The following is a 12088-nucleotide window of genomic DNA, read 5'->3' as shown; positions in this document are numbered from 1 at the left end:
ATGAAAACATCCGGCTGCCGCGCCCCTGTGCCCGGTTCAGGTGACGTTGAGCACCAGCTGCCCGTCGCCTTCGCCGACCTTCACGGTCGAACCGTCCTTCACTTCGCCCTTCAGGATCAGGTCGGCGAGCGGATCCTGCAGGTAACGCTGCACCGCGCGCTTGAGCGGGCGTGCGCCATAGACGGGATCATATCCGACCCGCCCCAGCCAGTCGCGCGCCGCGTCGGAAAGCTCGATCGTGATCTTGCGATCCTTGAGCAGCTTCTGCACGCGCGCGACCTGGATATCGACGATCGGGCCCATATGCTCGGCGCCGAGCCGGTGGAACAGGATGATCTCGTCGAGACGGTTGAGGAATTCGGGGCGGAAATGCGCCCGGACGACTTCCATCACCTGCGGTTCGACATCCTCGACCTTCTGGTTTTCGGTCATGTTGGTGAGGAAGTTCGATCCCAGGTTCGACGTCATGATGATGATCGTGTTCGAAAAATCGACCGTACGGCCCTGCCCGTCGGTCAGGCGACCGTCGTCGAGCACCTGCAGCAGCACGTTGAACACGTCGCTGTGCGCCTTCTCGACTTCGTCGAACAGCACGACCTGATAGGGGCGCCGGCGCACCGCCTCGGTCAACACGCCGCCTTCCTCATAGCCGACATAGCCGGGAGGCGCGCCGATCAGCCGCGCGACTGCGTGCTTCTCCATGAATTCGCTCATGTCGATGCGCACCATCGCATTGGGATCGTCGAACAGGAATTCGGCGAGCGCCTTGGTCAGCTCGGTCTTGCCGACGCCGGTGGGCCCCAGGAACAGGAAGCTGCCGAGCGGCCGGTTCGGGTCCTGCAGCCCCGCGCGGCTGCGGCGGACGGCGGTCGAAACGGCCTTAACCGCATCTTCCTGCCCGATCACCCGCGCGCCGATCGCGCTCTCCATGTTGAGCAGCTTGTCACGCTCGCCTTCGAGCATCTTGTCGACGGGGATGCCGGTCCAGCGGCTCACCACGCCGGCGATGTCGTCGCTGGTCACTTCCTCACGCAACATCGCGCCCTCGGTCGCGCCCTGCGCATCGGCGAGCTGTTTCTCCAGCGACGGAATCGTGCCGTAGGAAAGCTCTCCCGCGCGCGCGAGATCGCCCGCGCGTTGCGCCTGTTCGAGTTCGATCCGCGCCTGATCGAGCTGTTCCTTCAGCTTCGCTTCGGATTGGATCTTCACCTTCTCGGCCTGCCAGCGCTCGGTGAGCTGTGCCGATTCATTCTCGGCCTGCGCCAGCTCGTCCTCGAGCTTCGCCAGGCGGTCCTGCGACGCGGTGTCGCTTTCCTTCGACAGCGCCTCGCGCTCGATCTTCAGCTGGATGATCCGCCGGTCGAGATTCTCGATTTCCTCGGGCTTGCTCTCCACTTCCATGCGGATGCGGCTTGCCGCCTCGTCCATCAGGTCGATCGCCTTGTCGGGCAGGAAACGGTCGGTGATGTAGCGATTGGAAAGCGTCGCCGCCGACACGATCGCGCCGTCGGTGATCCGCACGCCGTGGTGCAGCTCGTACTTCTCCTTCAGTCCGCGCAGGATCGAGACGGTATCCTCGACGGTGGGTTCGCCGACGAACACCGGCTGGAACCGCCGCTGGAGCGCCGCGTCCTTTTCGACATATTTGCGATATTCGTCGAGCGTCGTCGCGCCGATGCAGTGGAGTTCGCCGCGGGCGAGGGCGGGCTTGAGCAGATTGCCCGCGTCCATCGCGCCTTCGGTCTTTCCCGCGCCGATCAGCGTGTGCATCTCGTCGATGAACAGGATGATATTGCCTTCGCCGGCCTTCACTTCGTCGAGCACACCTTTCAGCCGCTCCTCGAATTCGCCGCGATATTTGGCGCCCGCGATCAGGCTGCCCATGTCGAGCGCCATCAGCTGCCGGTCCTTCAATGTATCGGGCACGTCGCCGTTCGCGATGCGTAGCGCCAGCCCCTCGGCGATGGCGGTCTTGCCGACGCCGGGTTCGCCGATCAGCACCGGATTGTTCTTGGTCCGGCGCGACAGGATCTGGACCGTGCGGCGGATTTCCTCGTCGCGGCCGATCACCGGGTCGAGCTTGCCGTCGCGCGCGGCCTCGGTCAGGTCGCGTGCGAATTTCTTGAGCGCGTCGTAACGGTCCTCGGCCGACGCGGTGTCGGCGGTGCGGCCGCCGCGCAGTTCGTTGATCGCGGCATTGAGTGCCTCCGCCTTCACCCCCGCCTTGGCCAGCGCCTTGCCGGCGTTGCTGTTGCTCGAAAGCGCCAGCGCGAGCAGCAGCCGCTCGACAGTGACGTAACTGTCGCCCGCTTTCTGGGCGACCTGTTCGGCCTGGTCGAGCACTCGCACGGCTTCGTTATCGAGCCCGGGCGTCTGCTGCGCGCCCGATCCCGATACGGCCGGAATGCGCGCCAGCGCGGCGTCGGTTTCCTGCACGGCGGTCGCGGCATTGCCACCCGCTTTCTGGATCAGGCCCGCGGCCATGCCCTCATTATCCTCGAGCAGCGCCTTGAGCAGATGGTCGGGCGTGATCCGCTGATGGTTCATGCGGATCGCCACGGTTTGCGCCGACTGGAGAAAACCCTTGGCGCGATCAGTGAATTTTTCGAGATTCATGTGTCGTCCCTGCTATCCTTTGTCGCCAAGATGGTGTTGTAAAATTGCAACACAAGGGGAGCGCGATGATTTTTCCGACGCTGATGGCGCTGCTGATTGCTCAGGAAGCACCGATACCGGTCACGCTGGAAATAGGGTTTGACGGGGGGCAATGCACGGTCGTTTCGGATGAGGAGCGTTTCCCGCTCGACGAATTGTCGCTGCGTACCGCCGCCTGGGCGCGCGATGGGCGCCCGGTGGAGATTCACGGCCTCGATTCAGTGCCCGAGCAATGCGGAACGGGCATTGTTTTCGAATTGCAGCGTGCGGGAATCACGCGGATCGAGGAAGTGCGCGAAGCCGAGCCGCTGGCGCTCACGATGGCGGCCGGTGCGCCGTGCCATGTACTGGTCGGCGGGCAATCATTGGCTATCGAGGAACTGCCGGTCTTGTTGACGGCTGCGCGCGAGGCGGGTCTGCACCTGGTCCTGGAGAGCGAGACGGGGGTCGCATATGAATGCGCCGACCGAGTGATGCGTACCGTTGTCGAGATCTGGCAGGATGCTCCGCTGAGGATCGTCGCGAACGAAGAATAGAAAACGGCGCCCGTCCCGAGGGACGCGCGCCGCTTCTGTCACTTACGCTGAAGCGCCTTATTCGGCGGCTTCGGCTTCCGCTTCTTCCTCGACCGCCGGGGCCGGCGCCTTCGCGGCGTCGGGGGCGTAGCGGTCGCCATATTCATTGCCTTCATACCACATCGGCGCGGTATCGGCGTTGGCGATCTCGCGCGCGATCAGGAAGTTGATCCGCGCGAACTTGGCCGCTGCGTCCCAGTCGAACGGCAGGTCGATCTGGTCGCTCGGCTGGTGATAGTCGGTCGCCAGGAAGTGGCGGAACGCTTCTTCACCGCCATTTTCGAAGCCGGTGACGAGGAAGACCGAGGGCACGCCCGCCTTGACGAAGCTGTAGTGATCCGAACGCACGAACAGATTTTCCTCCGGCATCGGATCGGGCGACAGGCTCACGTCCGCCTTGGCGGTGGCCTCGGCGACGATCGGACCCAGCGTCGAATGCTCGGCGCCGAACGCGACCACGTCCTTGAAGTCGTAGAGCAGCACCGGCATGTCGAGATTGACGTCGGCAACCATCGTGCCGCCTTCGACGAACCAGTTGTTGGCGAGGAATTCGGAGCCGAGCAGCCCGTCCTCTTCGGCGGTCAGCGACACGAACATGATCGAACGACGCGGGCTGGTGCCGGTCGAAGTGAAGGCGCGCGCGGCCTCCAGCATCGTCGCGGTGCCGCCGGCATTGTCCATCGCGCCGTTGTAGATCTGGTCGCCTTCCTTCTCGCGGTCGATGCCGTTGTGATCGAGATGCGCGGTCAGCAGGACATATTCGTCCTTCAGCTCGGGATCCGAACCCGGCAGCAGCCCGATGACGTTGGGCGATTCGAAACGGCGCACCGAAACATTGCGGGTCAGCGTCACCTGATGCGGCAGTTCGAATGCAGTCGTTTCCACCGTGTCGGCGGCTTCGAGCGCACCTTCGACCGTCATGTCGGTGCCTTCGAGCAGCGGGGCGAGCGTTTCGGGCCGGATATAGGCCGAAATCTGGATACCGCCCGGCGCGGCTTCCTCACGCGAGGTGCCGTCGGCGTTGAGCAGCTGAAGCTGCGCGCCGGTGACGTAATGTCCCAGCTGTTCCCAAGGAATGCGGACATCCTGCGGACGCAGCACCATCAGGACGCCGATCGCGCCGTGATCGGCGGCCACCTTCACGCGGTTGATCGAGCGCAGCGCCGCCATCTGTTCGGGCGCCAGATCGGAAGGCGGGCCGACGAAATAGACGACGAACTTGCCGGTCGCGTCGACGCCGGCATAATCGTCGATCCCATGTTCCTCGGACACCATGCCGTGGCCGACGAAAACGGCATTGCCGACGATCGTCTGCTCGCCGCCTTCCAGGCTGCTGCCCGCGCCGATCAGCATGTCCTTGCCCTGCTGCAGCGGCGCACCGTCGACCATCATGGTCGGCGTGCCTTCCAGGCCGACTTCGGCGAAGGGCACCATCTGATACCAGCTGCCGTCGGGGCCGCCGGGTTCCAGTCCCATCGATTCGAAGCGCGTGGCGACGAATTTGGCCGCGACGTCATAGCCGCGATCGCCGGCATTGCGGCCCTCGAGCTCATCGCTGGCGAGGAACGTGACGTCCGCCTTCACGCGCTCGGCGGAAAAGGTCGGCTCGTCGGCAGTCTGGGCAACCGCCGCGGCCGGCGCGAGCGCCAGCGAAACGGCAGTCAGCAGAAGGGAAAATCGCATCAAATACCCCCGGAGGATGATTGTTGCGCGGGAGACTAGTGTCCAATTCCGCCACCGCAAGGGTGATTTGTCGAAATAATACGGTCGCGGCTTGCGACACGCGCTTTGGGCGGTATGTTCGCGCCCAATCTCACGACCGGGGACCCTGATTGATGAAAACCGCCCACCTTCTCTGCCGCGCCGCCGCATGCGCGCTCGTTGCCGCCGCCGCGCCGATGGCCATGCCCGCCGCGATCGCGCAGGAAGCCGCCGCGCCCGAGCCCGCTTCGGTGGCGGAGCTCGTTTCCGCGATCGACATTCCCTATGAGCAGTTCACGCTCGACAACGGGCTGCGTGTCATCGTGCACACCGACCGCAAGGCGCCAATCGTCGCGGTTTCCGTCTGGTATGATGTCGGCGCGAAGCACGAGCCGGAAGGCGAGACCGGTTTCGCCCATCTGTTCGAACATCTGATGTTCAACGGGTCGGAAAACGCGCCCGGCGATTTCTTCGCGCCGCTGCGCGAAGTCGGCGCGACCGATCTCAACGGCACCACGTCGTTCGATCGTACCAATTATTTCGAGACGGTCCCGCGCCCCGCGCTCGAAAAGGCTCTGTATCTGGAAAGCGACCGCATGGGCTATCTGCTCGGCGCGGTGACGCAGGAAGTGCTCGATGAACAGCGCGGCGTCGTCCAGAACGAAAAGCGGCAGGGCGACAACCAGCCCTACGGCCTTGCCTGGTACAGCATCATGGAAGGCGTGTTCGGGCTCGATCACCCCTATGGCCACGGCGTCATCGGATCGATGGCCGATCTCGACGCGGCCAGCCTCGACACGGTCAAGAACTGGTTCCGCTCGCATTACGGCCCGAACAACGCGGTACTGGTGCTGGCGGGCGATATCGACGCCGCCGAAGCGCGCCCGCTGGTCGAGAAATATTTCGGCGCGATCGAACGCGGACCCAAGAGCGAGCTTCCCGAAATCACGCCCGCGCCGATGGCCGAAACGGTCAAGGAAACCATGAGCGACAATGTCGCGGCGACGCGCATCTATCGCATCTGGTCGATCCCCGGCATGACCGACGAGGACGCCGTGCCGCTGCAGGTGGCCGGCGGCGTGCTCGGCGGGCTTTCCTCCTCGCGTCTCGACAATATCCTGGTCCGCAAGGAAAAGCTGGCCGTCAGCGTCAGCGCGAGCGCCGACACGATGGCCCAGGGGGGCACGTTCGACCTGATCGTCAATGTGCGTCCGGGCGTCGATCCCGAACTGGTCGAACAGCGGCTCGATGAAATCCTTGCCGATTATCTCGCCAACGGTCCGACCGCCGAGGAAGTGCAGCGTTACGCTACCGACAAGGTATCGGGGATTCTCGAAAATCTGGAATCGGTCGGCGGGTTCGGCGGCAAGGCCGTGACGCTCGCCGAAGGCGCGCTCTATGCCGACAATCCCGGCTTCTACAGCGAGCAGCTCGACCGCCTGGCCGTGACGACGCCGGAAATGGCGCAGGCGGCCGCGCAGAAATGGCTCGGCCAGCCCTATTATCAGCTCACCATCTCGCCGGGTGAGCGCGAAGCCTATACCGAATCGCAGTCGGTCGACACCACGCCGGTGACGGTTCAGGAGCCCGGCCCGGACCAGATCGAGGAAGCATCGCAGGAGGCTCCCGCGGAACCGCAGGTAACGGCAACGCGCGATCCGATGCCCGAAGTCGGCCAGCTGACCGATCTCGACTTCCCCGATGTCACGCGCACCACACTGTCGAACGGCGTCGAAGTGATCTACGCGCATCGCGACGCGGTGCCGGTGACGCAGATCGCGATGAGCTTCGATGCCGGCACGGTCGCCGATCCGGTCGATGCGCTCGGCACTCAGTCGCTGATGCTCAGCGTGATGGACGAAGGCACCGACACGATGGATTCGATCGCGCTCGCCGAAGCCAAGGAGCGGCTTGGCGCGGCCATCAGCCTCGGCTCGTCGACGGACCGGACGACGGCCTCGCTTTCGGTGCCCAGTCCGAACCTGCCCGCCGCAGTCGACCTGTTCGCCGATATCGTCCGCAACCCGGCCTTCGCGCCGGAGGAAGTCGATCGGCTGCGCAATCAGCTGCTGGCCTCCATCTCTCAGGAACTCACCAGCCCGCAGGGGCTGGCGATGCGCGCGCTTCCCGGGTTGGTCTTCGGCAAGGACTCGCCTTACAACAAGCTGGGCGCGGGCCGGGGCGATGCCGCTGCGGTTGCCGAGCTGACGCCGCAGGATCTGGTGGCTTTCCACGATGCATGGCTGCGCCCGGACAAGGCAAAGATCTTCGTCGTATCCGATCTGCCGCTCGAGCAGGTGACGGCGGCGCTCGAAACCGGTTTCGGTAACTGGACCGCGACCGGGGAGGCGGGCAGCAAGGATTTCAGCGCGGCTGCGGTGCAGGCGCCGGTGGGCATCCTGCTGATCGATCGCCCGGATTCGCCGCAATCCTACATTGTGGGCGGACAGCTCACCACGCTGGCCCCCCGCGGCGAACTGCTGCCGGTCTTCACTGCGAACGACGTTCTGGGCGGCGATTTCCTCAGCCGCATCAACATGGATCTGCGTGAGGAGAAGCACTGGTCCTATGGCGCGTTCGGTATCTTCCGCCGTCTGGAGAACGCTGTCTCCTACATGATCATCGCACCGGTCCAGGCGGACAAGACGGGCGAGTCGATCGCATCGCTCCAGCGCGAGGTAACCGGCTTTCTCACCACCGACGGGATCACGCCCGAAGAGTTCGACCTCACCATCAAGGGCAATATCCGCGAGCTTTCGGGCGGTTTCGAAACCAGCGACTCGGTACTCGGCGCGATGCAGACCAATGATCTGTTCGGGCGTCCCGACGATTATTACGACACGATCGCGCAAAAATATCGCGCGCTGAGCCGCGAGGAACTTGACGCTGCGTCACGGGAGGCACTCAATCCCGATGCGTTCGTTTGGGTCGTGGTAGGTGACGCCGAAACCGTCCGGCCGCAGCTTGACAGTCTGGGTCTGCCGGTCGAGGTCATCTCCGTAGACGAACTCGCGGGCACTGCGCCCGAGGACGAGTGACAAGCCCCAACTGGAGAGTTTCAAAATGGCCAATGTGGACGGAAGCTGGGAAACGGTCGCCAAGACGCCGATGGGCGATCAGAAGGCGACGCTGACCGTCGTCAGCTCGGGCGACACCTTCACCGGCGACTTCAACGGCGCGATGGGCTCGGCCGAAGTCAAGGACGGCAAGGTCGACGGCGACACGCTCACCTGGAAGATGGACATCACCGTGCCGATGCCGCTCTCGCTCGATTGCGAAGCGACGGTCGACGGTGATTCGATGGAAGGCAAGGTAACCGCCGGCGCCTTCGGCAGCTTCCCGCTGACGGGCGTGCGCAAAAGCTGATCGCACGGTTCCTCCCCTTCCAGGGGAGGAACGTGTTGCACACGAAAAGGCCCGCTCCGGTCATGCCGGGGCGGGCCTTTTCCGTATCGTGCACCGGTCGCCGATTTGCTTCGCGTTGCCGGAGGCGTATCAACGGGCGTCGCCACAGCCTAAAGAGGTCGCCCATGCGCAAGCTGCCTGGTTCCACGCTCGTCGCGCTTCTCGCCTGTACGCTCGCCTTTCCGGCCGCCGCGCAGAACGCGCCGCAGGTCACGCCGGACATGGTGCAGACCGGCAGCGACATCCCCGCCGACTGGCAGCAGCCGGGCGACCAAGACGACTATGTGACGCGCGAGGAAATGATCCCGATGCGCGACGGCGTGTCGCTCCACACGGTGATCATGATCCCCAAGGGCGCGCGGGACCTGCCGATCCTGCTCGAGCGGACGCCCTATAACGCCAATTTCCCGATCGCCTCGAACAGCCCGGACATGCGCGCCGCGGTATGGTCGGGCAATATCGACTGGGCCGACGGCAGCTATATCCTCGTCTGGCAGGATGTGCGCGGCAAATACGGCTCGGAAGGCGATTATGTGATGACGCGCCCGCCGCGCGGGCCGCTCAATCCCAGCGATACCGACGACACCACCGATGCCTGGGACACGATCGACTGGCTGGTGAAGAACCTGCCCGAATCGAACGGCAATGTCGGGATGATCGGCTCTTCCTATGACGGCTGGACCGTCACGATGGCGCTGCTCGATCCGCATCCCGCGCTCAAGGTCGCGGCTCCCGAAAGTCCGATGGTCGACGGCTGGATGGGCGACGACTGGTTCCATTACGGCGCGTTCCGCCAGCTCAACCTTGATTTCTTCGCCAGCCAGTCGGGCGCGAAGGGGCGCGGCAGCGGCATGGTCCGCACCGGCTATGACGATTATTCGAATTTCCTCGAAGCCGGCTCGGCGGGCGCGATGGCGCGCGCGCATGGCATCGATCGGCTTCCCTGGTGGCAGCGACTGTCGGCGCACCCCGCCTATGACGCCTTCTGGCAGTTGCAGGCAGTCGACAAGCTGCTCGTCGAACGCCCCTCGACCGTGCCCACCATCTGGCTGCAGGGCATGTGGGACCAGGAGGATATCTATGGCGCCGTCCATGCCTGGGAAGCGCTGACAAAGGCGGGGCATGGCGCCAACAACCATCTCGTCATCGGCCCCTGGTGGCACAGCCAGATCAATCGCTCGGGGCGGGAAATGGGGCCGTTTACCTTTCGCGGCGATACCGTCGCCGAATTCCGCCAACAGGTGCTGATCCCCTTCTTCAACCACTATCTACGCGGCACGCCAATGGCGCAGCCGATGCCCGCGGCGATGCTCTACGATCCGGTTGAGGATCGCTGGGACCGGTTCGCGCAATGGCCGGGCGCGAAGACGCTGACGCCGCTCTATCTGCAGGCCGATATGGGGCTGGGCTTCGGCCGGCCGGCGACGGGGGAGGACAGCTATGTCTCCGATCCCGCCAAGCCGGTGCCCTATCTCACCCGCCCGATCCCGGCGGCCAACGACCGCTGGCGTACCTGGCTGGTGCAGGACCAGCGTTTCGCCGAAGCGCGCCCGGACGTGCTCACCTATCAGACGCCGGTGCTGACCGAGGCAGTGAAGCTCGAAGGCGCGCCGATCGCCGACATCCATGCCCGGACGACGGGCACCGACGGCGATTTCATCGTCAAGCTGATCGACGTCTATCCGTCCATCTATCCCGAAAAGCCGGAGATGGGCGGCTATCAGCTGCCGATCGCGATGGACATCTTCCGCGGTCGCTATCGTGAGAGCTTCTCCGATCCCTCGCCGATCCCGGCGGGCGAAGTGCAGGAATATAAATTCCGCCTGCCGACGGTAAACTACACGGTGAAGCCGGGGCACCGGATCATGGTGCAGATCCAGTCGACGCTCTTCCCGCTCTACGATCGCAATCCGCAGACCTATGTTCCGAACATCATGTTCGCCGAGCCGCAGGACTATCGGGAAGCGACAATCGAAATCGTGCGCGGCGGCCCGGGCGCGAGCGCGGTGCTGCTGCCCGTGGCGAAGTGAGGGGTGGGGGCAGTCGCTGGCGTGGGGATTCCACCCCTCCGTCAGCCCTCGCCCTGGTGCGGGCTGCCAGCTCCCCCTTGCTGGGGAGGATCGCCGAGGTCTGACGAACGGGAAGGTATCAGCGCGTGACGCGCGTCACATGCCCCATCTTGCGGCCCTCGCGCACTTCGTGCTTGCCGTAAAGGTGGAGATGCGCACCCGGCTCCGCGAGCAGATGCGCGACGTTCTCGGGTAGTGCGTCCTCGCCGATCAGGTTGGTCATCGTCACCTTCCTGCCGGTCAGCGCGGTGGGGCCGAGCGGCAGCCCGCAGATCGCGCGGACATGGTTTTCGAACTGCGAGGTTACCGCGCCTTCGATCGTCCAGTGGCCGCTATTGTGCACGCGCGGCGCCATTTCGTTGAAGATCGGGCCGTCGGCGGACGCGAAGAATTCGAGCGTCAGCACGCCGACATGGTCGAGCGCCTGCGCGATCCGGCTCGCCAGTGCCACCGCCTCGTCATGCTGCGCGGCGATCTTCTTCGGCGCGGGCACGGTCGAGAGCGAGAGGATGCCGTCCTTGTGCTCGTTTTTCGGCGCCGGCCAGGTGACGATGCTGCCATCGGTCCCGCGCGCGAGCACGATCGAGAATTCGGCGTCGAATTTCACGAAGCCTTCGAGGATCGCCGGGCGTCCGCCGATCGCTTCCCAGGCGTGCCGGGCATCCTCGGGCGTCATCAGCCGCGCCTGCCCCTTGCCGTCATAGCCGAAGCGGGTCGTCTTGAGGATCGCGGGGCAGCCGATTTCGGCGATCGCCTCCTCAAGCGCCCGCGGCCCGTTCACTGCGCGCCACGGGGCTGTCCTGCCGCCTGCCTTCTCGGCAAAGGTCTTTTCGGCGATCCGGTCCTGCGCCACTGCCAGCGCGGCGGGGGAGGGGTGGACCGGTACGTGCTTGGACAGCGCCTCGATCGGACCGGCCGGAATATTCTCGAACTCGTAGGTGACGACATCGGCATGGCTGGCAAACACCGCCAGCGCCTCTTCGTCGTCATAGGCGCCGCGCGTGAACCCGGCGCTGACATCGTTGGCCGGGCCGCTCTGCGGCGCGAAGATATGCGTCTGATAGCCGAGCTGGGCAGCCGCGACGCTCAGCATCCGGCCGAGCTGGCCGCTGCCGATAACGCCGATCGTGGTTCCGGGCGGAAGTGGCTTCATTCGGGGCTTTCTGCCACGCCATCGGTCTGGCCCGCGCGCCACACCTGCAGCCGCTCGGCCAGCGCTGGATCGCTGGTGGCGAGGATCGATGCGGCGAGCAGCCCGGCATTCGCCGCGCCCGCATTGCCGATCGCCAGCGTTCCCACCGGCACGCCGGCGGGCATCTGTACGATCGAAAGCAGGCTATCCATCCCCTTGAGCGCCTTGGACTGGACCGGCACGCCGAGTACCGGCAGATGCGTCATCGACGCCGCCATGCCCGGCAGATGCGCCGCGCCGCCCGCGCCGGCGATGATCACCTTCAGCCCGCGATCCGCCGCGCCGCTGGCATAGTCATACAGCCGCTGCGGCGTGCGATGCGCCGACACGACCTTGCATTCGTGCGGCACGCCGAGCGCTTCGAGTTTCTTCGCGGCATGCGCCATCGTCTCCCAATCGGAAGTGCTGCCCATGATGATGCCGACAAGAGGTGCTTCGCTCATTTCCGCCCGTGCCGCAAAAGGAAGCATTGCCTCCTAATGGCGTGCGCG

Annotated in this window: 8 protein-coding genes; 4 read left to right on the top strand and 4 right to left on the bottom strand. The window is 65.0% G+C overall.

Annotated elements, in window-relative coordinates; all coding sequences use genetic code 11:
* Window positions 1–36: 36 nt before the first annotated feature.
* Window positions 37–2616: an ATP-dependent chaperone ClpB gene (gene clpB, locus G5C33_RS17610; RefSeq protein WP_165328344.1), complete on the bottom strand. Its 2580-nt coding sequence runs from the start codon at window positions 2614–2616 to the stop codon at window positions 37–39.
* A gap of 65 nt (window positions 2617–2681) precedes the next feature.
* On the opposite strand from clpB, the gene G5C33_RS17605 reads away from it, so the two are divergent.
* A complete protein-coding gene (locus tag G5C33_RS17605) occupies window positions 2682–3191 on the top strand; it encodes a hypothetical protein (protein WP_165328343.1) in 510 nt (169 codons plus the stop codon).
* Between the two features lie 57 nt (window positions 3192–3248).
* Here G5C33_RS17605 and G5C33_RS17600 read toward each other — a convergent pair whose 3' ends face one another.
* Complete coding sequence (locus G5C33_RS17600; RefSeq protein ID WP_165328342.1) at window positions 3249–4913, bottom strand: M28 family peptidase; 1665 nt, start codon at window positions 4911–4913, stop codon at window positions 3249–3251.
* A 152-nt stretch (window positions 4914–5065) separates the two neighbouring features.
* Here G5C33_RS17600 and G5C33_RS17595 point away from each other — a divergent pair, with 152 nt between their 5' ends.
* The 3 genes from G5C33_RS17595 to G5C33_RS17585 all read left to right on the top strand — a co-directional run bounded on the left by G5C33_RS17595 (window position 5066) and on the right by G5C33_RS17585 (window position 10366).
* A complete protein-coding gene (locus G5C33_RS17595) occupies window positions 5066–7969 on the top strand; it encodes a M16 family metallopeptidase (RefSeq protein WP_165328341.1) in 2904 nt (967 codons plus the stop codon).
* A gap of 25 nt (window positions 7970–7994) precedes the next feature.
* Complete coding sequence (locus tag G5C33_RS17590; RefSeq protein WP_165328340.1) at window positions 7995–8297, top strand: hypothetical protein; 303 nt, start codon at window positions 7995–7997, stop codon at window positions 8295–8297.
* Window positions 8298–8461: 164 nt separating this feature from the next.
* On the top strand, window positions 8462–10366 hold the full coding sequence (locus tag G5C33_RS17585; RefSeq protein WP_165328339.1) for a CocE/NonD family hydrolase: 1905 nt from the start codon (window positions 8462–8464) through the stop codon (window positions 10364–10366).
* 118 nt (window positions 10367–10484) lie between these two features.
* Here the strand turns inward: G5C33_RS17585 and G5C33_RS17580 are convergent, their stop codons facing one another.
* Both G5C33_RS17580 and purE read right to left on the bottom strand, forming a co-directional pair.
* Window positions 10485–11558, bottom strand: coding sequence for a 5-(carboxyamino)imidazole ribonucleotide synthase (locus G5C33_RS17580; protein ID WP_165328338.1), 1074 nt, complete (start codon window positions 11556–11558; stop codon window positions 10485–10487).
* Window positions 11555–12040: a 5-(carboxyamino)imidazole ribonucleotide mutase gene (gene purE, locus G5C33_RS17575; protein ID WP_165328337.1), complete on the bottom strand. Its 486-nt coding sequence runs from the start codon at window positions 12038–12040 to the stop codon at window positions 11555–11557. The genes G5C33_RS17580 and purE overlap by 4 nt, the downstream gene beginning before the upstream one ends.
* Window positions 12041–12088 lie beyond the last annotated feature (48 nt).

This window comes from Sphingosinithalassobacter tenebrarum, assembly GCF_011057975.1.
GTDB lineage: Bacteria > Pseudomonadota > Alphaproteobacteria > Sphingomonadales > Sphingomonadaceae > Sphingomonas > Sphingomonas tenebrarum.
This window is presented reverse-complemented; position numbering and strand designations above follow the sequence as displayed.

What these genes read in the sequence shown, in the direction of transcription:
- clpB (WP_165328344.1), bottom strand. Translation starts at nt 2,616, where the DNA reads ATGAATCTCGAAAAATTCACTGATCGCGCCAAGGGTTTTCTCCAGTCG.
- G5C33_RS17605 (WP_165328343.1), top strand. Translation starts at nt 2,682, where the DNA reads ATGATTTTTCCGACGCTGATGGCGCTGCTGATTGCTCAGGAAGCACCG.
- G5C33_RS17600 (WP_165328342.1), bottom strand. Translation starts at nt 4,913, where the DNA reads ATGCGATTTTCCCTTCTGCTGACTGCCGTTTCGCTGGCGCTCGCGCCG.
- G5C33_RS17595 (WP_165328341.1), top strand. Translation starts at nt 5,066, where the DNA reads ATGAAAACCGCCCACCTTCTCTGCCGCGCCGCCGCATGCGCGCTCGTT.
- G5C33_RS17590 (WP_165328340.1), top strand. Translation starts at nt 7,995, where the DNA reads ATGGCCAATGTGGACGGAAGCTGGGAAACGGTCGCCAAGACGCCGATG.
- G5C33_RS17585 (WP_165328339.1), top strand. Translation starts at nt 8,462, where the DNA reads ATGCGCAAGCTGCCTGGTTCCACGCTCGTCGCGCTTCTCGCCTGTACG.
- G5C33_RS17580 (WP_165328338.1), bottom strand. Translation starts at nt 11,558, where the DNA reads ATGAAGCCACTTCCGCCCGGAACCACGATCGGCGTTATCGGCAGCGGC.
- purE (WP_165328337.1), bottom strand. Translation starts at nt 12,040, where the DNA reads ATGAGCGAAGCACCTCTTGTCGGCATCATCATGGGCAGCACTTCCGAT.